This window comes from Rhodococcus sp. WS1, from assembly GCF_003797745.1.
Classification (GTDB): domain Bacteria; phylum Actinomycetota; class Actinomycetes; order Mycobacteriales; family Mycobacteriaceae; genus Rhodococcus_F; species Rhodococcus_F erythropolis.
On sequence record NZ_RKLZ01000002.1, the window covers coordinates 524422 to 547953 of the forward strand.

At 63.1% G+C, this 23532-nt stretch carries 14 protein-coding genes; 6 read left to right on the plus strand and 8 right to left on the minus strand.

Annotated features, from left to right (window positions below; genetic code table 11):
• Nucleotides 1-21 precede the first annotated feature (21 nt).
• Both EEB12_RS14970 and EEB12_RS14975 read right to left on the minus strand, forming a co-directional pair.
• On the minus strand, nt 22-1641 hold the full coding sequence (locus tag EEB12_RS14970; RefSeq protein WP_020968021.1) for an ABC transporter substrate-binding protein: 1620 nt from the start codon (nt 1639-1641) through the stop codon (nt 22-24).
• Nucleotides 1642-1823: 182 nt separating this feature from the next.
• The gene (locus EEB12_RS14975; protein ID WP_020905652.1) at nt 1824-3419 is read right to left on the minus strand and encodes a Na+/H+ antiporter; all 1596 of its coding nucleotides are present in this window, start codon (nt 3417-3419) and stop codon (nt 1824-1826) included.
• 26 nt (nt 3420-3445) lie between these two features.
• On the opposite strand from EEB12_RS14975, the gene EEB12_RS14980 reads away from it, so the two are divergent.
• Together EEB12_RS14980 and EEB12_RS14985 are read left to right on the plus strand one after the other, a co-directional pair.
• Nucleotides 3446-3766 (plus strand): UBP-type zinc finger domain-containing protein, encoded by a 321-nt coding sequence (locus EEB12_RS14980; RefSeq protein WP_019746256.1) that lies wholly within the window; start codon nt 3446-3448, stop codon nt 3764-3766.
• A gap of 292 nt (nt 3767-4058) precedes the next feature.
• Nucleotides 4059-6371: a transketolase-like TK C-terminal-containing protein gene (locus EEB12_RS14985; RefSeq protein WP_141488033.1), complete on the plus strand. Its 2313-nt coding sequence runs from the start codon at nt 4059-4061 to the stop codon at nt 6369-6371.
• 83 nt (nt 6372-6454) lie between these two features.
• On the opposite strand, the gene EEB12_RS14990 is transcribed toward EEB12_RS14985, so the two are convergent.
• Entirely contained in the window at nt 6455-8074 is a 1620-nt protein-coding gene (locus EEB12_RS14990) for an ABC transporter substrate-binding protein (RefSeq protein WP_092765199.1), read from the minus strand.
• 361 nt (nt 8075-8435) lie between these two features.
• Between EEB12_RS14990 and EEB12_RS14995 the strand changes: the two genes are divergently transcribed.
• Complete coding sequence (locus EEB12_RS14995; protein ID WP_020968018.1) at nt 8436-9338, plus strand: SDR family NAD(P)-dependent oxidoreductase; 903 nt, start codon at nt 8436-8438, stop codon at nt 9336-9338.
• Between the two features lies 1 nt (nt 9339).
• Here the strand turns inward: EEB12_RS14995 and EEB12_RS15000 are convergent, their stop codons facing one another.
• Nucleotides 9340-10065: a hypothetical protein gene (locus tag EEB12_RS15000; RefSeq protein WP_046377663.1), complete on the minus strand. Its 726-nt coding sequence runs from the start codon at nt 10063-10065 to the stop codon at nt 9340-9342.
• A 150-nt stretch (nt 10066-10215) separates the two neighbouring features.
• On the minus strand, nt 10216-11088 hold the full coding sequence (locus tag EEB12_RS15005; RefSeq protein WP_141488034.1) for a hypothetical protein: 873 nt from the start codon (nt 11086-11088) through the stop codon (nt 10216-10218).
• 212 nt (nt 11089-11300) lie between these two features.
• Between EEB12_RS15005 and EEB12_RS15010 the strand changes: the two genes are divergently transcribed.
• A complete protein-coding gene (locus EEB12_RS15010; protein ID WP_134998636.1) occupies nt 11301-11861 on the plus strand; it encodes a DUF732 domain-containing protein in 561 nt (186 codons plus the stop codon).
• Here EEB12_RS15010 and EEB12_RS15015 read toward each other — a convergent pair whose 3' ends face one another.
• From EEB12_RS15015 to gltB, 3 genes are all read right to left on the minus strand, one after another.
• A complete protein-coding gene (locus EEB12_RS15015) occupies nt 11862-12758 on the minus strand; it encodes a cutinase family protein (RefSeq protein WP_181447564.1) in 897 nt (298 codons plus the stop codon).
• A 184-nt stretch (nt 12759-12942) separates the two neighbouring features.
• On the minus strand, nt 12943-14394 hold the full coding sequence (locus EEB12_RS15020) for a glutamate synthase subunit beta (RefSeq protein ID WP_020968013.1): 1452 nt from the start codon (nt 14392-14394) through the stop codon (nt 12943-12945).
• On the minus strand, nt 14387-18985 hold the full coding sequence (gene gltB, locus EEB12_RS15025) for a glutamate synthase large subunit (protein WP_080909352.1): 4599 nt from the start codon (nt 18983-18985) through the stop codon (nt 14387-14389). The genes EEB12_RS15020 and gltB overlap by 8 nt, the downstream gene beginning before the upstream one ends.
• 556 nt (nt 18986-19541) lie before the next feature.
• Between gltB and EEB12_RS15030 the strand changes: the two genes are divergently transcribed.
• Both EEB12_RS15030 and EEB12_RS15035 read left to right on the plus strand, forming a co-directional pair.
• The gene (locus EEB12_RS15030) at nt 19542-20981 is read left to right on the plus strand and encodes a phytoene desaturase family protein (protein ID WP_141488036.1); all 1440 of its coding nucleotides are present in this window, start codon (nt 19542-19544) and stop codon (nt 20979-20981) included.
• 311 nt (nt 20982-21292) lie between these two features.
• Entirely contained in the window at nt 21293-23401 is a 2109-nt protein-coding gene (locus tag EEB12_RS15035; RefSeq protein WP_181447563.1) for a DUF262 domain-containing protein, read from the plus strand.
• The last annotated feature ends 131 nt before the right edge of the window (nt 23402-23532 follow it).

Consider the following 23532-nt stretch of genomic DNA (forward strand, 5'->3'; position numbering starts at 1 on the left):
CTCTCCAGGACTTCAGGCTCTCTAGGACTTCCAAGCTCCGTCGAAGAGCACGATTCCGTCGAGACTCTGCTCGAGACCGTGAACGTTCTGGTTCCAGACGTCGAGTGCGGCGACGTTGCCCCACACCTGCCACGGGACGGTCTCGTTGGCGCGTTCCTGAATCTGTGCCAGGACTGCCTTCTTGTCGTCGTCGGTGGTTGCGACGCCCAACTTGTCCAGGAGAGCGTCCATTTCGGCGTCGGAGTAGCCGGTGGCGTTGTTACGGCCGCCGGACTTGATGCCCGTGTACAGGCGCTCGTAGGGATCGGCCTCGGCGAGGCTCAGTGCTGCGGTGCTCATGTCGTAGTCGTGATCGGCATACATCCGCTTGACCAGATCACCTGCACCGGTGACGTATTCGATCTGAGCGTCGAATCCGACAGCGTTGAGCATTGCCTGGATGGCCAGAGCCGTTGCCTGGGCGGACGGTTCCTGGATGGAGAGGAAGGTGATCTTTCCGTCGTAGCCGTCGGCCTTGGCCTGATCGAGCAGTTCCTTCGCCTTGGCGGGATCGACGCCGATCGGTGCGACGTCGTTGTGCCAGCGCGAGGTGTCCTGGAAGATCTCCTGGCCGGGCAGTCCCTTGCCGTTGTTGACGCGGGTGTTGAGCGTCTCCGGATCGACGGCAAGCGCCATCGCCTGGCGGACACGAACATCCGAGCCCGGGCGACCCGGGGCCATGTTCACGTTCGCGATGTAACCGAGCGACGGGATGTCGACGAAGCCGGGGTAACCCGACTCGATCAGATCCAGGATCGGGGTGAGCGTACGCATGTACGCGGCGTCGATGCCGCCCGTCTTGAGGGCTTCAGCGGTGGGCTGAGCGCCGACGATGCTGATCAGCTTGAGCTTGTCGATGTTCGGCGCGCCGTCGTAGTAGTCGGGGCGAGCAGCCAACAGCAGTTCCTCGTTGGGAGCGAACTTCTCGAGGGTGAAGGCGCCGGCACCGATCGGGGTGAACTGGTCACCCTGCTGCGCGCTCGGGGCGACGATCATGCCGGGTCCGGTAGCGAGCATCGACTGGATGCCGGTCCACGGATCAACGAGGTTGAAGACGACGGTCGTCGCGTCAGGGGTGTCGATCGAGGCAACCTTGGAAGCCCACAGGCTCGACTGCGGTCCCTTGTTGGTGACGTAGCGGTTGATGCTGTCCGCCACTGCCTTGGAATCGAAAGCTGTTCCGTCGCTGAATTTCACACCGTCGCGGAGCTTCAGCGTCCAGGTCTTGCTGTCCGAACTCGCTTCGAGCGACTGGGCGAGCTTGGGCTCGAACTTCTGCCCGATGGGGTCGTAGCGCATGAGCACGTCGTAGATGGCGCTGAGCTCGCTGCCACCGGTGGCGCCGGCAACCTGAGCCTTCGCGGGATCGAGAGTCGTGACCGCCGAGTAGCCGCTGAACGTCAGCGTGCCGCCCTTGGTGGGAGTGCCGGGGTCGGCCTGCTCGTTGACCATGCCGATCTTCAGCGAGGAACCGGAATCAGCAGATTCGCCGCCGCCATTGCTCGAGCCGTTGTCGGCGCACGACGCCAGGAACATACTTGCGGTGATCGCCAGCGCAGCCGCAGCCAATCTGCGACTTCCGCGGCGGGAACTACGACTCATTCGAATGCCTCCAAGGCGGGGTAAGACCGTGACGTGATGTTGAACACGAAACAGTCTGTGACGGGAGGCACAGAAAATTGGATCGAGTCTCGCTCAGTGGAATCGGTTAAGTTGCAGGCCTCAACGGCCAGGTAAACCGACCCTGGCCAGCGATTACCCTCACCGACATCAGACCAGCCGGTCTAGTCCCGGTCGAGCGTGGCTTCCTCGAGATCGAGCTCTCGAAGTACCTTGCGAAGAACCTCGTCGTCGATCCGGCCGGCATCGCGCTCGGCGATGAACACACCTCGCTCGGCATCGATCATCTCGAGGCGCAGCGAGCGGAAGGCGTTCGACGGGCTCTCCCCCAGATCCTCGTCGCTGCGTCCCAGTCGCTCCCACGCCGAGTTCGCGCGGTGGGTGTTCCAGCTCCGCAAAATGTCTGCGGCACGATTCCGAACCTGAGGGACGTCGTCGGCGTCGGCTCCGACCAATTCGTCCAGACGCGCTGCAGCGGCGCGCGCAGCCTTGTCCTGAGCCGCCGCCTCGGCGCGTGCGTCGGACTGCTCCTCGTCTCCTTGCACACCGAGGACGCGGATGACCCACGGCAACGTCAGGCCGTGCAGCAGCAGCGTGCCGACCACGACGACAAACGTCAGGAACAGGATCAGCGAACGGCCCGGGAAGTCTTCACCACTGTTGACCGTCAACGGAATGGCGAAGGCAGCAGCCAGCGACACGACCCCTCGCATACCTGCCCACGACACGACGAACACTGCCCGCGCCGAAATCTCCGGCTCCCTCGCTCGGATACGGGGCGACAGCCAACGCGGTACGTACGTGAACGGGAACACCCAGGCGATCCGCACCACCACGACGGTCACGAGCACGGCAATCGACGCCCAGACGACGATCGAGGTGCTGTACCCCTGCAATCCGTTGACAACACTGGGCAATTGGAGCCCGATCAACAGGAAGACGAACGATTCCAGGATCAGGTCGACGGCCTTCCACACTGCCGTGTCCTGCAAGCGCGTCGCATAACTCGCGCGGGTCGAGCGCTGGCCGAGGAACAATCCGGCTACGACGACCGCGATGACGCCCGACGCGTGGACCTCTTCCGCAGCCAGGTAGGTGAAGAACGGCACCACCAATCCGATTCCACTCTCCATCACCGGATCCTGGAGTTTGCCGCGAACCTTCGAGATGACAAAGCCCACCGCGAGGCCGATCACCGTTCCACCGACCGCTGCGACGAGGAAGGTCTCGAAGCCGCCGATCAGTGTCGCACCGGTACCCACCGCCGCGGCGAGAGCAACCTTGTAGGCCGTCAGAGCGGTGGCGTCGTTGAGCAGGCTCTCCCCGCCCAGCAGGGTCATGATTCGGCGCGGCAGACCGAGCTTGCGTCCGATTGCGCTCGCGGACACCGCGTCCGGCGGCGCCACGATGGCGCCGAGAACCAGTGCGGCCGCAATCGAGAACTCCGGCACGATCAGGTAGGCAACAAAGCCCACCGCTGCCGTCGTCGCCAGGGGCAGCCCCACTGCGAGAAATCCGATCGGACGCAGATTGGACCGCAGTGCCAGGTATGAACTGTCCAGCGCCGCCGAGTACAGAAGTGGAGGCAACACGACGAACAGGACGAGGTCCGGATCGAGCTCCAACTCCGGAACACCGGGTATCTGGCAGGCGATCAAACCGACCAGGACAAGGATCAGCGGCGAAGACAATCCGAACCTTCGCGCGACCGCCGCCACCAGCAACGCCGCTACTACAACCCCCAGTAATATGCCGTTCACTCTGGCAGCATGCAGTATGGAAGGCGATGAAGAAAATCCTGAAGCGAGCAGCAGCTCGCACACAGCAGCCCGCACCCGCTCCGACCGGTTGCGAGGAACTAACCAATGCGCCCGAAACGGACCCGGCGGCGCTGACACCCGGCGTCTGCCAGGAGTGCGCCGAGTTGGGCGAGGATAACTGGTCTCACCTGCGCATGTGCCTGTCCTGCGGCCACGTCGGGTGCTGCGATTCCAGCCCCCATCAGCACGCGACCAACCACTACCGCGACACCGCGCACCCGGTCATGCGCTCGCACGAGCCCGGCGAATCCTGGCGCTGGTGCTACGTCCACGATCTGATGGATTGAGCGCGCACGACTCGCAGTGCACTGCGCATAGTGCCCACCTCGCACGGCGCACAGGCCTCGGTGTTGCGCACATTGCTCAATCCACTGGGTAGCTATTGCCCAATCTGTATGCCGATGATGGACTTTGACGCAGAATCTGCACAACAGATCGACAGGTGCGGCTGGACTTTGCCGCGCCGAACGGTTCGGCCTCAGGAAGTCCTGCCAAACATCACAACCACATCGTCCGCCCCATGATCTGGGGTACAGGCGGTGTGGCGATCGATGTCAACTATTGAAGGCAGGACCGGCCGTGAACAGCCCCAGCATCAACCAGAACGCTCCCGAGCCACTGGCGGAGATCGAGAAGCGCGTTCTGTGGTTGTCGACCGCGATGATCCATCACGCCAACCGTGTCCGTCCGAATCCCAGTGGGCTCAAGGTCGGCGGCCACCAGGCCTCGTGCGCGTCGATGGTCTCGATCATGACGTCGCTGTGGTTCGGCCAACTTCGTTCCGGCGACCGGGTTTCCGTCAAGCCGCACGCGGCTCCGGTGCTCCACGGCATCAACTATCTGCTCGGTGAACTCGACGAGTCGTACCTGACAACGCTGCGCGAGTTCGGGGGCCTGCAGAGCTACCCGAGTCGATCAAAAGATCCCGATCCGGTGGACTATTCGACCGGATCTGTGGGAATCGGTGCGACGGCTCCCATCTGGGGCGCCATCGCACGCCGATACGTCGACGCCTCCCTCGGCGGCGCCGGAACCGGGCGTCAGTACTCCCTTGTCGGTGACGCCGAACTCGACGAGGGCGCGGTGTGGGAAGCAGTTCTCGATCATTCGGTTGCCGAACTGGGTGAGATCGTGTGGATCGTCGACCTCAACCGCCAATCACTCGACCGGGTGGTGCCGAACATCGCGGCAACCCGCCTGGAGCGCATGTTCTCGGGCGCCGGCTGGCAGGTCATCACCGTGAAATTCGGCGCGCTCCTGGAATCACTGTTCACCCGGCCGGGCGGCACCGCGTTGCGCGAACGAATCCTGGACATGCCGAATCCGGAGTATCAGCGTCTGCTGCGATGCACGGCCGACGAGGTCCGTCTGAGGCTGCCTGGCGACGCGGCGGACGCCGACGCGATCACGTTGCTGATCAACGACCTCGACGACGCCACGGTGCTCGAGGCCATCCGCAATCTCGGTGGACACGACCTCGACGCTCTGCGAGAGGCGTACGCGCAGATCGACGACACCCGTCCCACCGTGATCATCGCGTACACGATCAAGGGCAGGGGCCTGCCGACGCAGGGCCATCCGCAGAACCACTCGTCGCTGCTCACCACCGAGCAGTACGAGATTCTGGCGGCGGAACTCGGCATGGATCCGTCGAAGCCCTGGGAACGGTTCGAGGCGGACGGCCCGTCTGGCCGCATCTGCGCCGAAACCGCTGAGCGCCTGGCTCGCCCGAAGGTGGAGCATCTGATGCCCCCGGCAGTTCCGAAAGACATCGGCCGTACCCCCTCCGGCACATCCACCACTCAGGCAGCTCTCGGTCGGGTGCTACTCGACCTGAGCCGAGAGGCGCCGGACGCCGCGAAACGTGTTGTCACACTGAGCCCGGACGTCAGTTCCACCACCAACCTGGCAGGGTGGCTGAACAAGGTCGGGGTCTGGTCCCCCAACGAGCGGCACAACTGGTTTGCCGACGACGCCGAAACGATCATGCACTGGCGTGAGAAGCCCACCGGTCAGCACATGGAACTCGGTATCGCCGAGACCAACCTGGTCGGGCTGATGGGCGAACTCGGTGCAACCTGGAGCCGCTGGGGCCAGCCGCTCTTCCCCATCGGCGTGATGTACGACCCCTTCATCGAGCGGGCACTCGAACCGTGGTCGTACGGCATCTACGCCGGTGGACAGTCGATCATGGTCGGCACTCCGTCGGGCGTCACCTTGGCAGCCGAAGGTGGTGCGCACCAGTCGATCAAGACCCCGTCCATCGGACTCGAACAGCCGGGATGCGTCAGTTTCGAACCGGCATTCGCCGTCGACGTGGAGTGGACGCTCCTCGACAGCATTGGACGCCTCGGCCGACCAGACGGCAGCTCGTCGTATCTGCGTCTGTCGACCCGTCCGGTCGATCAGGCCTTGGCCGCGGTGCCGACCGATCCGGCTGCGCGAGAACGCCGTCGACGTCAGGTGGTGGCCGGCGCGTACACGCTGCGGCACAACCCTGATCCGGCCATCACCCTGGTCGGTATGGGTGCCACCGTCACCGAAACGCTTGTCGCAGCCGAAAGACTGGGCGAGCAAGGCATTTCCGCCGACGTCGTGTGCGTGACCAGCCCCGGATTGCTCTTCGAAGCGCTCCAGTCTCGGCGCGGTCTCGCGGACGGTCCGTCGTGGATCCTGGATCAGGTCTTTCCGAGTAGCCGGTCCGCGCCGATGGTGACCGTTCTCGACGGGCACCCGCACACCCTCGCGTTCCTGACGGGAATCAACAACGTTCCGGGGGCTGCGCTCGGAGTGAGCCGGTTCGGTCAGGTCGGTTCACTCGAAGACGTCTACCGGTACCACGGCCTCGACTCCGACAGCATCGTTCGCGCCGCCCTCGATCTCACTTCTTGATCGGCCACACTCTCTGATGCCGAGAAGCGTCCCCGCGGGGACGCTTCTCGGGTCTGATCAGTTCTTCAGTTCTTCAGAGGCCTTCAGTTCTTCCAGGCCTTGTCGAAGAACATGATTCCGTCCAGGCTCTGCTGAATGCCGTGGACGTTCTGCCCCCACACACCGAGCCACGGGGTGTTGCCGTAAACCTGCCACGGCACAACCTCATTGGCGCGCTCCTGGATCTTGGCGAGCACCTCGATCTTCGCGTCGTTCGACGTCGCTACACCCAGCTGGTCGAGCAGCGTATCCATCTCGGGGTCGGAGAAACTCGCGGCGTTGTTTCGCCCACCGGTCTTGAGGTTCGAGTACAGACGCTCGAACGGATCGGCTTCCGCGAGGTTGGCGGAACCTGTTGCCATGTCGAAGTCGCGGTCGGCGTACAAACGCTTGACGACGTCGGCAACCGAGTTGACGTACTCGATCTGGAAATCGAATCCGACGGCGTTGGCCATCGACTGCAACGCCAGAGCCATCGCCTGCGCCGAATTCTCCTGCAGCGTCAGGTATGTGATCTTGCCGTCGAAACCGTCGGCCTTGGCCTCGTCGAGAAGCTGCTTCGCCTTGGCGGTGTCTACGCCGATCGGAGCGACGTCGTTGTGCCAGCGAGAGGTGTCCTGGAAGATGACCTGGCCGGGTAGACCCTTACCTTCGTTGAGTCGGTTGTCGAGAGCGACGGGATCGGTCGCGAGCGCCAATGCCTGACGCACCCGCACGTCGGCACCGGGACGACCGGGAGCCGTGTTGACGAGCGAGAGGTACGACAGCGAAGGGATGTCGACGAAGCCTGGGTAGCCGGAGTCGATCAGATCCAGGACGTTCGGAAGCGAACGCATGTACGCGACGTCGGTGCCGCCGCTCTTGAGGGATTCGGTGGTGGACTGTGAACCGACGATGCTGATCAACCGCAGCTTGTCCACGTTCGGGGCACCGTCGAAGTAGTCTTCCCGAGCGTCGAGGATCAATTCCTCGTTGGGAGCGAACTTCTCGAGGGTGAACGCGCCCGCGCCGATCGGGGTGAACTGATCGCCCTGCTGGGCGCTCGGCGCGACGATCATGCCGGGTCCGGTGGAGAGCAGTGACTCGATACCGGTCCACGGGTCGACAAGATTGAAGACGACCGTCGACGCGTCCGGGGTGTCGACCGACGCAACCTTCGACGCGTACAGGCTCGACTGCGGCCCCTTGTTGGTGACGTAGCGATTGAGGCTCGCCGAAACGGCCGCCGAATCCACCGGAGTCCCGTCGCTGAACTTCACACCGTCGCGCAGTTCGAGAGTCCACGTCTTGAAATCGGAACTCGGTTCCATCGACTCCGCGAGTTTCGGAACAAATTCCTTCGACGCCGGGTCGTAGCGCAGCAAGGTGTCGTAGATGGCGCCCAGCTCCGAACCAGCGACCGAACCGGCGATCTGCGTCTTCGCGGGGTCGAGATTCGTGACAGCGGAATACCCGCTGAACGTGAGCGTGCCACCCTTGACCGCGTCACCCTCGTCGGACTGCTCGTTGACCGGGCCGATGGACAACCCTGAACCGGAATCCGGTGCGTCGCCGCTCCCACCCCCGTTCCCGCTGTCAGCGCACGACGAGACGAACAGGCCGGCGGAGACAGCCAGCGCGACGGCGGCAACCTTGCGGTGACCGCGCCGAGAACTGCGACTCATTCAAAACCTCCAGGTCAGAAACTGTGATGTGAAGCATTGTCGAGACAGTTTGTGACGTAAGGCACAGCGATTAGTTGCAGGTCCCGCTCAGTGGAATGTAGCGAGAAGATTGTTCAGTTTTCGAGCGACATTTGCAGGTCAGGCCGTTAGCGAAGGTCAGGAATTCATTCCGATTCGAGTGTCCTCAACGGGTGAACCGCCGGAGCACCGTCGAGGAGTGGGCAGCCGCGGCCAGTGCAGCCTGCAGATGTGCGCACTCTAACGACTCGTACGACACGAAGCTCCCTCATCGGATACCTTTCGCAGAGGGGAAGTCAGCTAGAGACACACGCCGCAAACGTACACACGAAAAGGGCAACCAATGGGGCTACTGAAGGACGTCACCGGCTGGCGACGCGGCACGAAGTTGCAGCGTCGACTACGCGACCTCACCGGCACGCTCGTAGTTGTCACCGGTGCAGGCAGCGGCATCGGGCGTGAAACGGCCCTCGCCTTCGCGGCCCAGGGAGCTATCGTCGTCGTCTCCGACATCAACCTCGAAAGCGCGCAGGACACTGCGGCGCTCATCAACACACCCACTCAGGCCAGCGGAGCCGAAGCGGTTTTCGGTGGCGGTTCGCACGCCTACCAGGTCGACGTGTCCGACGAACAGGCCGTGATCCGATTCGCGGAGACAGTCGCGGCGCATCACGGCGTGCCGGACATCGTCGTCAACAACGCCGGAATCGGGTTCTCCGGGACATTCGCCGACACCGAGCAGCGCCAGTTCGAGCGCGTCATGGACATCAACTTCTGGGGAGTTGTCTACGGCTGCCGGGCATTCACCCCGATGATGATCGACCGGGGAACCGGCGGACACGTGGTCAACCTGTCCTCGGCTGCCGCCTACACACCCCAGAAGGCCCTCACCGCGTATTCGACAAGCAAGGCAGCGGTATTCATGCTCTCGGATTGCCTACGGGCAGAGCTGCTTCCACACGGCATCGGCGTCAGCACCATCTGCCCCGGCCTCGTGCACACGAACATCCTCAAGACCACCGAGTTCGCCGGGACCACCGCCGAGGAACAACTCGAGAATCAGACCAAGGTCGACAACTTCTACCGCAAGCGCAACTTCACCCCCGACCGCGTGGCCAGTGCCATCGTGAAAGCAGTTCGCACGAACAAGGCCGTGGTGCCCGTGACCGTCGAAGCCAAGCTCGGACGCACGATCAGCCGGTTGTCTCCCGGGTCGATGCGCGTCGGAGCTCGGTTCGAGATCTAGGTCAGCTGCCGAAGCTCAGGCTGCCCGTGAAACCCTGCTGCACATCGGCTTCCGAACGGGGAAGAACCTCGTAGGTGCTGGCGTATTGGCCACTGAAACCGGTGACGGTGATCGGTCGTCCGACGGCGACGGCATCGACGTCGATTCCGGTCTGGGTGTTGACGAAGATGACGGTGTTTCCGTCGACGCCGGACACCAGGATCTTGTGACCGTACGGCAGATCGTCGACGACGGGTCCGCTCACGATCCCGGACACCGTCACGAGACGACCTTCGCTGCCCTCACCGATTGCATTGAGGGGCAATCGCGCCGGGCTGATCTGAGTGGTCGTGCCGATTACCTCGATGGCAGTCGGGCGGACGACGAGCAGGCCTTCCTGATCCGCGAGGACTCCGGTGACCTGAACCTGATCGCCGAGAGCAATCCCGGAGTTGTTCGGATCGCTGATGTAAATGCCCGAATTGCCGCTCTGGAGACCAAAGCCCTTGTCGTAGAAGCTGGATTCGAACACTCCGGACGGCGTAGTCGCGGTTCCCACGACGGTGACCGTCGTTCCGATGGCCTGCGCACGGGCTGCCGCGATGGAGTCCGCGGACACCTCACCGACAACTGCTGCCGGCTCCGCCGTTGCTGCGGTGCCGACAAACATGGTGGCCGCGGCTGCAACTGCCAGCGCCGTCACACCTCGACGCAGGACCGGACCGGCAAGAACGCTGTCTCGAAACATGTTTGAGGACTCCCCTGTGATTTCGTGGCCGCGCAGGTCCTCCTGATGGAGTGCCGCCTTCGCCCACCCTGAGGCACAGGTTATTACAGGTCGGACGCCGCAGCGGTGGTGACATTCCGTCACCACCGCTGCGTCTAGGCTTCCGATTTTTCAGGAACCGGAGCTTCCGGACGAACCGCTCGAGCCACTGGAACCGCTGGATCCTGTTCCGCCACCGAGATCGTCGAGAGGATCGCTACCGGTGAGCCCTCCCGGATACAGGTAGGCGTCGGAGATCGTGCTGAGCGAGGTTCCGGACGTAGCCGGTACCTTTGCTCGCCAGTTGACGATCGGATTCAGCACTCCGAACGGTCCGCAACCACTGGCAGCGGGCAGCGCGAAGCCGGTGGCCTCGTTCCCGACCGGGCTCACCTTCAGCGCAGTCGACGGCAGCACCGTGTAGGTCGGTACCACTGACGGGTCAGGCGCGAGACGGAGATTCACCGGTGCCGCCGCGGAACCCAGGTAGCAGTTGTCACCGAGGAACGCGTTGTTGATCTTCATCCGCACCGGGATGCTCAGATCCATGTCGGTGATGATTCCGTTGAGAGTCGGCGCAGCCGTTGCCTCCACTTCGGCCGTTACTGCGGCCAGGCCGAAGAGATTGCCGAACGGAAGATCGATTCCCAGAACGCCGCCGGGAACCGTCAGCGGCTTGGAGTAGACACCGTTGTGTCCGTCGTCGCGCGGGAGAAGAACGGTGGACTCACCTTCACCGGAGCCGGCCTCGGCGGCGATGATCATGTCGCCTTTTCCGATCGGGAGGTTGAAGCCGTTGTTGTCGAAGGTTCCGCTCTGAACCACCACCGACACACAGGATTCGGCAGTAGCCGGACACACTGCGGCGCCCGGTACCGAATTGTCGACCGGGTCCTGAGCCGAGGCCATCGGCGCTGCAAAAGCCAGCACTGCACCTGCGGTACCTGCAATAACGGCCACGCGCGTGACGAGACGTCTGTTGCCGTTCTTGTGAGATTTCTGCACTGATTTCTCCCTGCCGTTTATGTGATGGGGGACGAAACTCGCAGTCATTGCTTGTGTTTCGACCGCCGCCGACAAGGTCTTGCGGTGTGCTCCTACTCACAAGTAACAACTGAACAGATGTATATCACAGGACTTCGACTTAAAAACAGGGCAAAAGGGAGTTTCCTTAAAACGGACAAACTAAGCGGTACGGTGTGTAACACTCACGGGTGATGAACACGAACAGACTGGTCCTCTGCGTCGCGGCAGCGGGCCTACTCCTCAGCGGCTGCAGCAGCCAATCCGACAGCAACGCAGCGGAATCCACTTCTGCTGCCACCAGCACCACGGTGGCGGCAACGTCGAGTTCGACTGCTCCCAGTTCGCTCCCCGAATTGCCGACCAGCCCACTCGCCGAACCTGCGGAAGCAGCGCCGAGCGTCGTCGAATCGACGCCCCCGCAGGTGTCGCTTCCGGTAGCGCCACAGGTAGCGCCACCGGCAAACTCACCGATCGACGCCCGGTCACCGGACGAGATCGTTGCGAACGCAGGCGAGAAGGGACAGCGGTACATCGCTGCACTACGTCTGGCCGGGATCCCGCCCGCCGGAATGGATTCCGCAGAGATCCTCTACGCCGACGGCACCTGCAAGGCTCTGGCCGACGGCATGCCGCGGTCCGAGGTGCTGGCGGAGTTCAACTCCGTCGGCGAGGTGTACTCACAGATCACGCCGATGTCTTCGCAGCGGATCGCCGAGATCTACGTCGACACCGCGGAGCAGACGTACTGCTGATCAGGCTTTTCCTGCCAACCAGTTGTGCAGCCAGGATGTAGCCGAATTGCCTGCGCCATCAACGACGTAACGCGTGTAGTCGGTGTGAACCTGCGAGCCGTAGAAGGCGACCAGTTGATCGACGCGCCGCGAGTTCGCGCCTGGATCGAGCTGAGCCATCAGTGCGGGGAGTCCGCCAGCGGTGACCAGATCGTTGACGATCACGGCGGCCTCGTCGCGCAGCGAGAGAGCGTTTGCCGGAGTGGGGTCGGAAACCTGAGCCATGAACCCGGCCAGACGCATCACGAAATCGTCCTTGGGCGTCGAGCAGTACAGATCACCGACGGCGCACAGCGTCACCGTTTTGCCTGACAGCCAACCGAATCCACCGATGCGAGCGCCGCTGGCTCCGTTGCCTCCGACAGCGGGTCCGATCAGGACGTCTGACTCGGAGCGGCGGGGATCTGACAGGAGGCCGACGCCCTCGACGCGAGCCGGGGGAACAACGCCGATGCCGGTTCCGATCTCGGCTGCGAGATCGCCTGCCGCGTCGGCGCCCTGGCTGTATCCGACGATCGCGAAGCGGGTGTCACCGCACGAGGCGGCCATCGCGGCGATCATGCCGCGGGCGTTGTCGACAGCCTGCTGCTTCGACTTGGCGTAGACGTTGGACTCCCACGGGAAGGCCGTTGCCGAGTACGTGACGTAATCGGTGCGTACGGAACCGGGAAGGCCGTTGGTGACCGGGGCAAGCATGCCGGCACCGGGAGAAGTACCCGAAGGCTCCCAGGTTCCCGGAATGGCCACGACGTACAGACCGGGGCAGGGATCAGCCGACGCCACGGGAGAACTGACAACCGGTACCACTACTGCCGCAGCTAGTGCCGACAACACCGAAACGAGACGCCTCGCACGCATGAAACTCCCCTGATTTAACTTAAGCAACCCATACACCACTATCGATGCTCCGGAATCATACTGTCTGGGCGTTGTGTCTGTCCGATGCACGATTGATGAAGGTTTGTTACAGATCGTGCGAACTACTTGCAGAAACAAAGCCGCACCCCACCGAATGCGATGGGGTGCGGCTTTGTAAGAGCCTCTAGCGCTGCGGAGCCGCTGTCGGGTGGATCGGTGACGGAAGGGCGGTGACACCCTCGAGGTAGGTGTCCACAGCGGCTGCTGCGGAACGTCCCTCGGCGATGGCCCAGACGATCAGGGACTGACCGCGGCCCATGTCGCCGGCCACGAACACGCCGTCGACGTTGGTGTTCCACTTCGACGTGCGGGCGACGTTGCCGCGCTCGTTCAAGTCGACACCGAGATCGGTGAGCAGACCCGGCTTCTCGGGACCGACGAAGCCCATTGCCAGGAGCACGAGATCGGCTTCGAGCTCGAAGTCCGAGCCCTCGACCTTCTCGAAACGACCCGACTTCATCTCGACCTCGTGAGCCTTGAGTCCGGTGACCTTGCCGTTTTCACCGACGAAGTTCTCGGTGTTGACGGAGAACAGACGCTCGCCGCCTTCCTCGTGAGCCGAAGCCACGCGGAACATGAGCGGGTACGTCGGCCACGGAGTCTGCTCGGCGCGAGTCTCCGGCGGACGCGGCATGATCTCGAACTGGTGCACGCTGGCTGCGCCCTGACGGTGCGAGGTACCGAGGCAGTCCGCGCCGGTGTCGCCGCCGCCGATGATGACAACCTTCTTGCCCTCAGCGGTGATGGTGGGAGCGTCGAGGTCACCCAACTGCACACGGTTGGCGATCGGCAGGAACTCCATCGCCTGGTGGATGCCGTCCAGTTCGCGGCCCGGGATCGGCAGATCGCGAGCTGCGGTGGCGCCGCCGGCCAGAACCACTGCGTCGAACTGCTCGCGCAGCTCGTCCGCGGTGATGTCCACGCCGACATTGACGTTGGTCTTGAAGACGGTGCCTTCGGCTTCCATCTGCTCGAGACGGCGGTCGATGTGCCGCTTCTCCATCTTGAACTCGGGGATGCCGTAGCGCAGCAGGCCGCCGATGCGGTCTGCCCGCTCGAAGACCGTCACTGCGTGACCGGCGCGGGTCAGCTGCTGCGCTGCAGCCAGACCGGCCGGACCACTGCCGACAACTGCGACCCTCTTGTTGGTGGCATGCGCGGCGCGAACCGGCTTGACCCACCCTTCGTCGAAGGCCTTGTCGATGATCTCGACCTCGACCTGCTTGATGGTGACCGGATCCTGGTTGATGCCCAGGACACAGGACGCCTCACAGGGTGCGGGGCACAGACGACCGGTGAACTCCGGGAAGTTGTTGGTCGCGTGCAGACGCTCGATGGCGTCGTGCCAGTGGTCCTTGAAGACCAGGTCGTTCCACTCGGGAATCAAGTTTCCGAGAGGGCAACCGTTGTGGCAGAAAGGAATTCCGCAGTCCATGCAACGGCTGGCCTGGGTCTGGAGGGTTTCCTTCGGGAACTCCTCGTAGACCTCTTTCCAGTCGAGCAGGCGCAACGGCACCGGCCGGCGAACCGGAAGTTCGCGCGACGTGTGCTTCAGGAAGCCGCTTGGATCACCCACGAGCTGCCTCCATAACTGCCTCGTCCACGTTCTTGCCATCCTTCTCTGCGGCCGCGATGGCCAAAAGAACCTTCTTGTAGTCGCGGGGCATCACCTTTGCGAAGTGACCCACCTGCTGCGACCAGTCGCCGAGGATGCGCGTGGCAACCTCGGAGCCGGTTTCGTCGCGATGACGTTCGATGACGCTCTTCAACCAGGTGAAGTCGTCGCCCGAAAGATCCTCGAGGTCCACCAGTTCGGTGTTGAGGTTCTTCTCGAATGCCTTGTCGGGGTTGTAGATGTACGCGACGCCACCGGACATGCCGGCGCCGAAGTTACGTCCGGTGGCTCCGAGGATGACCACCTTTCCACCCGTCATGTACTCGCAACCATGATCGCCCACACCCTCGACGACGGCAGTGGCGCCGGAGTTACGGACTGCGAAGCGTTCGCCGACGACACCGCGAAGCAGAGCCTCGCCGCTGGTGGCGCCGAACAGGATGACGTTGCCACCGATGATGTTGTCCTCGGCGACAAAGCCTTCCGCTGCATCGAGCGGCGGGCGTACGACGATGCGTCCACCCGAGAGGCCCTTGCCGACGAAATCGTTGGCGTCGCCGTGCAGGCGCAGGGTCATACCGCTGGGCACGAAAGCACCGAAGCTGTTACCGGCGGAACCGGTGAACGTGATGTCGATGGTGCCCTCGGGCAAGCCCTCTCCACCGAACGCCTTGGTGACCTCGTGGCCGAGCATGGTGCCGACCGTGCGGTTGACGTTGGTGATTGCGGACTCGAAGGAGACCGCCTCACCCTTGTCGAGTGCGTTGCGGGCCGAGACGATCAACTGCTGATCGAGTGCCTTGTCGAGACCGTGATCCTGTGTGCCGGTGCAGTGGACGTCCTGGTCCATGAACGCGGACTCGACCTGGGTCAGGATCGGCGACAGGTCGAGATTGCCTGCCTTGCTTCCCTTCCAGTGATCGAGAGCGCGCGTGGTGTCCAGCATGTCGACCTGGCCGACTGCTTCGAGCAGCGTGCGGAAACCGAGTTCGGCGAGAAGCTCGCGAACCTCTTCGGCGATGAACATGAAGAAGTTCTCGACGAATTCCGGCTTGCCACTGAAACGCTGACGCAGCAACGGGTTCTGCGTCGCGACACCGACGGGGCAGGTGTCGAGGTGGCAGACGCGCATCATGATGCAGCCCGAGACAACCAGCGGTGCGGTGGCGAAACCGAACTCCTCGCCGCCGAGCAGGGCAGCGACGACGACGTCGCGACCCGTCTTGAGCTGGCCGTCGACCTGCACGACGATGCGGTCACGAAGACCGTTGAGCAGCAACGTCTGCTGGGTCTCGGCGAGGCCGAGCTCCCACGGTGCGCCCGCGTGCTTGACGGAGGTCAGCGGGGTGGCACCGGTGCCACCGTCGTGACCGGAGATCAGAACGACGTCGGCGTGTGCCTTGGAGACACCGGCCGCGACGGTTCCGACGCCGACCTCGGAGACCAGCTTCACGTGGATGCGGGCCTGCGGGTTGGCGTTCTTCAGGTCGTGGATCAGCTGAGCGAGATCCTCGATCGAGTAGATGTCGTGGTGCGGCGGCGGCGAAATCAGCCCGACGCCAGGCGTGGAGTGCCGAACCTCGGCCACCCACGGGTACACCTTGTGAGCCGGAAGCTGGCCGCCCTCACCGGGCTTGGCTCCCTGCGCCATCTTGATCTGGATGTCGGTGCAGTTGCTCAGGTAGTGCGAGGTGACGCCGAAGCGTCCCGACGCGACCTGCTTGATGGCACTGCGACGCAGATCGCCGTTCTCGTCCGGCGTGAAGCGCGACGGATGTTCGCCGCCCTCACCGGAATTGGAGCGGGCGCCCAGACGGTTCATCGCGATGGCGAGAGTCTCGTGAGCCTCGGCGGAGATGGAGCCGTAGCTCATCGCACCCGTCGAGAAACGCTTGACGATCTCGCTGGCCGGCTCGACCTCGTCGATCGAGATCGACGGCCGCTTGCCGATGTTGAAGTCGAACAGACCACGCAGAGCGGCAAGGCGCTCCGACTGGTCGTTGACCATTGTCGTGTACTCCTTGAACACCTCGTACTGACCTGTGCGAGTTGCGTGCTGGAGCTTGAAGACCGTGTCCGGGTTGAACAGGTGGTACTCGCCTTCACGACGCCACTGGTACTCGCCGCCGACCTCGAGCTCGCGGTGAGCGCGCTCTTCGGGGCGATCGAGGTACGCGATGCGGTGACGCGCTTCGACGTCGGCTGCGATCTGGTCGAGGCCGATGCCACCGAGCTGCGACTGCAGACCGGTGAAGTACTCGTCCGTCAGCTCCTGCGAGAGGCCGATGACCTGGAACAGCTGAGCACCGGTGTACGACGCGAGCGTCGAGATGCCCATCTTGGACATCACCTTCAGGACACCCTTGCCGGCTGCCTTGATGTAGTTCGCGATGCCCTTCTCGAGGGTCAGGCCCTCGAGTTCCTTGTTCTGCAGGAACTCGTCGATGGTCTCGAAAGCCATGTACGGGTTGACCGCTGCGGCACCGAAGCCGATGAGGAGCGCCATGTGGTGCACCTCGCGGGCGTCGCCGGCCTCGACGATGAGGCCGACCTTGGTGCGCGACTTCTCACGAACCAGGTGGTGGTGCACGGCTGAGGTGAGGAGCAGCGACGGGATCGGCGCGTAGTCCTCGGTGGACTCGCGGTCCGAGAGCACGACGATGCGTGCGCCACCCTCGATTGCCTGCGAGACCTGGTACTTGATGCCCTCGAGCGCACGACGGATACCGTCGCCGCCTTCCTTGACGGGGTACAGGCCGCGGATCACGACGCTGCGGAAGCCCGGGAATTCGCCGTCGTCGTTGACGTGAACGAGCTTCGACAGATCGTCGTTGTGCAGGATCGGCTGCGGGAGCGCAATCTGCTTGCAGGAGTCCGCATTCGGGTGCAGCAGGTCGCCCTCGGGGCCGATGGTCGCGCCGAGGCTGGTGACAACCTCTTCACGAATCGCGTCGAGAGGTGGGTTGGTGACCTGAGCGAAGAGCTGCGAGAAGTAGTCGAACAGCATCCGCGGACGTGACGAGAGCACGGCGATCGGAGTGTCGGTACCCATCGAGCCCAGTGCCTCGGCACCGGAGAGTGCCATCGGCTTGACCAGCAGGTTGACCTCTTCGCTGGTGAAACCGAAGAGCTGCTGACGCAGCACGACGCGCTCGTGCGACATGTATGTGTACGGGCGGTCCGGCAGGTCGTCCATGTGGATCAGACCTTCGTCGATCCACTGCTGGTACGGGTGCTCGGCAGCGAGTTCGGACTTGAGTTCGTCGTCGCTGATGACCCGGCCCTGCGCGGTGTCCACGAGGAACATGCGGCCGGGCTGGAGGCGGACCTTGCGGACCACGGTGGACGGATCGATCGGCAGAACGCCGACCTCCGACGCCATGACGACGAGGCCGTCTTCGGTGATCCACAGACGCGACGGACGCAGACCGTTGCGGTCCAGCACGGCGCCGATGACGGTGCCGTCGGTGAAGCACACCGACGCCGGTCCGTCCCAGGGCTCCATGAGAGCCGAGTGGTACTCGTAGAACGCCCGACGAGCGGGGTCCATGCTCTCGTGCTTCTCCCAGGCTTCCGGGATCATCATGAGAACTGCGTGCGGCAGGCTGCGGCCGGCGAGGTGCAGCATCTCGAGCACCTCGTCGAAACGAGCGGTGTCACTGGCGCCCTGGGTGCAGATCGGGAAGATCTTGTCCAGGTTCTCGCGGCCGCCGAAGACGTCGCTGTCGATGAGGGACTCGCGAGCGCGCATCCAGTTCTCGTTGCCGGTGACGGTGTTGATCTCACCGTTGTGAGCGACCCGGCGGAACGGGTGCGCCAGCGGCCACGACGGGAACGTGTTGGTGGAGAAGCGCGAGTGGACCAGGCCGAGTGCGCTCTCGACACGATCGTCCTGCAGGTCGAGGTAGAAACCCTTGAGCTGCGGGGTGGTGAGCATGCCCTTGTAGACGAACGTCTGGCCGGACAGGCTGGGGAAGTACACGGTCTCGCTACCCGGGCCACCCTTGCCGGCGCCTTCTGAGCCGAGTTCGTGCTCGGTGCGCTTACGCACCACGTATGCACGACGCTCGAGGTCCATGCCGGTGTACTTGTCATCCTCGGAGCCGATGAAGATCTGACGGAACGTCGGCATCGCGTCGCGCGCCAGTGCGCCCAGCGAGGAGTCGTCGGTTCCGACCTCGCGCCAGCCGAGAACCTTCAGGCCCTCTTCGACGACGATCTTCTCGACTGCAGCAGCAGCCTCGTGTGCATCGGCGTCGCCCTGCGGGAGGAATGCGATACCGGTTGCGTATGCGCCTTCGGCGGGCAGCGCGAAGTCCACGACAGCTCGGAAGAACTTGTCGGGAACCTGCAGCAGAATGCCCGCACCGTCACCCGTGTTGGGTTCTGATCCGGCAGCGCCGCGATGCTCGAGGTTGACCAGAGCGGTGATCGCCTTTTCGACGATGTCCCTGCTGCGGCGACCATGCATGTCGACAACAAATGCGACTCCACAGGAGTCGTGCTCATTGGACGGGTGATAGAGGCCCTGGGGGCCTGGAAGTTGCTTCATACCCAGCCTTCGTATGCCATAAAGATGCACCGACGACCAGCAGCGCTGATGGCCATCAACTTGCAATGCAAGTCCTTCAAAGCACCGACACGACGATGTGTTCGGTACCACCGAAGTAGCCGCCCTGCGCAGACGCGATGGTGTGCGTTCTGGCACCCGGCGACGTGAGTCTTCGGTCGGTTGAAACTTTTGTGAGTCAACCGTGTAACGAAAACGATAATTCAGAACCCCGGCACGGGCGCAACTAAGGTAGCCCTATAATTGCTCTGAACTGCGGCGATGCAGGGAGCCAGAAGGCCCCTCGACAGATTTCGGAGCTGCGTCTGTGCAGAGAAGTTCCGATTCACAGGATACCGAATCCGCAGGAAACAGGCGCGATGGGCGATGAATGCAACAACTGGCCGCAGCGATAAGAATCAGCTGCGGCCAGTGCGCCTCGAACTGTAACAAAAGTTGATCGATCAACCAAGGTCTAGGCCTGAATTGTTTGCTCGCAGAATGCCATCGCTGTAATTTCCGTAGGCTCACACCTGAGAAGACGGGTGGCGAAGAGCAAATGACAACAGCAGTAGTGGTGGGCAGTGGTCCCAACGGTCTCGCGGCGGCGATCGAACTCGCCCGCGCCGGAATCGACGTCCATGTCATCGAGGGTGCGGACAAGATCGGCGGCGGTACCCGCAGTAGCGAATACATAGTCGACGGACTCGTCCACGACGATTGCTCCGCCTTCCATCCCACCGCTTTGGCTTCTCCCTACTTCAAGGCCCTCGACCGCGAATTCGGCCTCGCCAAACATGGCCTGACGTGGCTGTGGCCCGAGATCGATCTGGTCCATCCACTCGACGACGGCACCGCCGGGGTTCTGTGGCGTGACATCAACCGGACCGCTGAGGGATTGGGTGTCGACGGTAAGCGCTGGCTCGACGTCTTCGGATACCTATCCGAGAACTTCGACGAGTTGGTGCAGGACGTTTTCAAGCCGATCGTCCACGTCCCGAAGCACCCGCTGATGCTCGCCCGTTTCGGGACGGGCGCTCTGCTTCCCGCGACGGGTTTCGCTCGGATGTTCAAGACCCCACAAGCGCGGGCGCTGTTCGGTGGCGTCGCGGCGCACATGTTCGGGCGGTTGGACCTTCCCCTGTCCAGCGCTGTCGCGTCAATGCTCACTGCGGCCGCTCATGCTCACGGTTGGCCTGTCGCGCAAGGTGGTTCGGGCTCAATTGCAGCCGCCCTCGCGTCGATCCTGCGCAGCCTCGGTGGCACCATAGAAACCGGGAACTGGGTCACCAACTACTCCCAGATCGCCGACTACGACATCGTCATGCTCGACATCGCCCCCGACGCGGCCGGTCGTCTGCTCGACGGCCGGCAGCCCGACCGCATTGCCCGGGCCTACCGCAAATTCCGCTACGGCACCGCCGCCTACAAGGTCGACTACGCCGTGCGTGGTGACTCCGACGGAAGCGTCGTGCCGTGGACGAATCCGCACGCCCGCAAGGCCGGCACCCTGCATCTGTCCGGCACGATTTCGGAAACTGCTGCCGTGGAACGCCAGACCGTTCGGGGTCAGATGCCGGACAAGCCCTTCATTCTGTTGGGCCAGCAGTTCTTGGCCGACCCCTCCCGATCTGTGGGAGACATCCATCCCGTGTGGGCGTATGCGCATGTGCCGCATGGATATCCGGGCGACGCAACCGATGCGATCACACGTCAGATCGAACGCTTTGCGCCGGGATTCCGGGACCGGATCGTGGGCGTCCACGTGCGCAATGTGCCGCAGATGCAGGCGTACAACCCCAACTACGTGGGCGGCGACATCTCCGCGGGCGCGAACACGGCGCGGCAGATCATCGCGCGCCCCCGGTTCGGGCTGGACCCCTATGCCACCGGCGCCCCGGGCGTCTACCTCTGCTCGTCCGCAACTCCCCCGGGCGGCGGGGTCCACGGGATGGGTGGGTTCAATGCGGCGCGGGCGGCGCTGAAGGCGCGGGGTTGAGGCGTCCCCGATGGGGACGACATTTCAGACAAACGCCTTCGGAGGAGTCCCTGACCCAGCCGGCAAACACGGACGAAACAATGAAGTACGGCGCCCAGTGGCAACGAGAGAGCGACATCCAGGGCCGGGACTCGGGATCCACCAAAATCAGCATTGGTCCTATCAAAGGTCTCGAATCCCAGCTCGCGTGAACTCCTCCCAGATAGCCGAATTCAGTCACCACCTAAAGGCATGTGACGATTGCTTCCAATAGATGGCTGAAATGTGTACAGGGAGGGCCAGTGGAAGCACATCCGCGCAGACTGAAGACAGTGTTTCGCAGCGACGTGCGGTTGGTCGTGCCGCTATTCCAGCGCCCATACGTCTGGGACGCAGACGAACAATGGTTTCCGTTGTGGGAGGACGTCGTAACTACGTTCGACCGACGCGAAGACGAAGAAACTCACCCGCATTTTCTCGGCGCCATCGTGCTCGAGCAGAAACCTGGTGCGCTGGGTAGCCTCGAAATTCGGGAGGTTATCGACGGCCAACAACGACTGACCACACTGCAAATTCTCATCGCAGCACTCCGCGACAGCTACGCCGCGGCCGGCATCAAGACGCGCCTACTCAGCCGCCTGACCAAAACACTGGTCAACGATGCAGACTACGTCGACAACCCTGACGAAGAGTTCAAGCTGTGGCCGACCAACCGCGACCGCAGTGCCTACACCGACGTCATGCGCGGCGCATATCGCGAAAGCACCCACGATCCAGCGCTACCGCGGATCGCCTCGGCATACCTATTCTTCCGCGAACAAATCGATGTCTTCACCGCAAACACCGAGAGCAACGACGTAGAAGCAGTTCTTGACGGCCTCGCCGAGGTCATGCTCGAGTATCTGGAAGTGGTGGTGATCGATCTCGGAGTCGACGACAACGCGCAAGTCATCTTCGAAACCCTCAATGCGCGAGGAACAGCACTCCGCGCGTCCGACCTGATCAAGAATGCGCTGTTCCGGACACTGCAGGATAGCGGTCGCCCAATCGAGCCGCTTTACGAGAAATTCTGGGAACCGCTCGAAGGTCCCCGGTGGCAGAAGAATGTGCGCCTCGGCCGGCTCATGCGCCCCCGGCTGGATATCTATGTCGGATTTTTTCTCACCGTTCTGCTGCGCCGTGAGGTCCAATCCCACCAACTGTTCGCAGTCTCGCGTACCTACTTCGGGGGTGATGCCGACCGAGCCGAGGAATTCTTGGCTGATCTCGCCCGGTACGCGCAGATCTACGACGAGCTCGATTCCGGGGCCATCGGCACCTCCGCGGAACAACGGATCCTGACTCGACTCGAGATCGTCGACACCCAGACCCTCACCTCCGTCCTGTTGTGGTTGTTCGCCCACACGGACGGGGACGACCGCATGCAGTCACTGGTCTTACTCGAGGCATATCTGGTGCGCCGCGCTATCTGCCGCCTCACTCCAAAAAACTACAACAGACTGTTCCTGGAACTTCTACGTCGACTTTCTCCTCATAGCGAGCCGGCACACGAAGTGGTCAAGCGCTTCCTAGTCGAACAGAATTCGGAATCGGGGCTGTGGCCTAGCGACAGCGAACTGGCGGAAGCACTTCAGACTCTTCCGCTGTACCGACTGTTCAAGCGTGACCGGCTCCAACGCTTACTGCTCGCGTTCGAGAATCACCTGACCACCGACCGCACGGAGCCTGTGACCGCCAACTCGAAGCTCTCCATCGAGCATCTGATGCCACAGAGTTGGCGCGAACATTGGCCGCTCCCGGCTGATTCGGCTACAGCGGCGACCGAGGACGACCAACGCAGTAACGTGCTCCACACGATCGGAAACCTCACCCTGATCACCGGGAAACTCAACTCGAGCTTGTCCAACGGATCCTGGACGAGGAAGCGCGAGCATCTGCTCGCGCACTCGGCGTTGACCCTTAACCGGGCGCTGCCTCTCGACTGGACCACACCGCAGATCCAATATCGCTCCGAGAGCTTGGCTCGAGCTGCCGCCGCCATGTGGCCCCGCCCATCAGCAGCGGCAGGAACGGTTCGGCGCATCACCGATGCGGACCGCGATCTCACCCCCGATCGCGACCGGGCTCCCGCGAATACACCCACACCCACAAACAACTCGATTTCTCCCCGCCCCACCCCTACTCGCAAGCGGCGCGACATCGGACAGCACATCGTGAATGCCTTCGAAGACCTCCCAGTCGGGGACTTCCTGACTATCCGTGAAATACGTCAGATCCCATCCCTCCAATACCCGGCCCACGATCTCCCCTCGTCGGGGGCTATCACTGCACGACTGTTTCCGAGCAACGGCGGCGACACCACGGTTCCCGGCGTCGTCGGGTCGACCGTCGACGGCAGACTCGGGGCACGTAAAAACGGGATCGTTCTGCCGGTTAAATAGAAATCAATGAGGACGCGGTTGAACAAAACCTGACACTGACCGTGTCACCATGCAAGCGTATCTACGAGGCTCGTCCGATACGCCCTAGACTGCCAGGACGTTGTCAGACGTTACATAAGTCCGAATTGCGA

Excerpts from the sequence above, each read along its gene's own strand:
- EEB12_RS15000 (WP_046377663.1), bottom strand. The coding sequence starts at position 10,065 with ATGTTTCGAGACAGCGTTCTTGCCGGTCCGGTCCTGCGTCGAGGTGTG.
- EEB12_RS15015 (WP_181447564.1), bottom strand. The coding sequence starts at position 12,758 with ATGCGTGCGAGGCGTCTCGTTTCGGTGTTGTCGGCACTAGCTGCGGCA.
- EEB12_RS14970 (WP_020968021.1), bottom strand. The coding sequence starts at position 1,641 with ATGAGTCGTAGTTCCCGCCGCGGAAGTCGCAGATTGGCTGCGGCTGCG.
- EEB12_RS14980 (WP_019746256.1), top strand. The coding sequence starts at position 3,446 with ATGAAGAAAATCCTGAAGCGAGCAGCAGCTCGCACACAGCAGCCCGCA.
- EEB12_RS15010 (WP_134998636.1), top strand. The coding sequence starts at position 11,301 with ATGAACACGAACAGACTGGTCCTCTGCGTCGCGGCAGCGGGCCTACTC.
- EEB12_RS15030 (WP_141488036.1), top strand. The coding sequence starts at position 19,542 with ATGACAACAGCAGTAGTGGTGGGCAGTGGTCCCAACGGTCTCGCGGCG.
- EEB12_RS14990 (WP_092765199.1), bottom strand. The coding sequence starts at position 8,074 with ATGAGTCGCAGTTCTCGGCGCGGTCACCGCAAGGTTGCCGCCGTCGCG.
- EEB12_RS14995 (WP_020968018.1), top strand. The coding sequence starts at position 8,436 with ATGGGGCTACTGAAGGACGTCACCGGCTGGCGACGCGGCACGAAGTTG.
- gltB (WP_080909352.1), bottom strand. The coding sequence starts at position 18,985 with ATGAAGCAACTTCCAGGCCCCCAGGGCCTCTATCACCCGTCCAATGAG.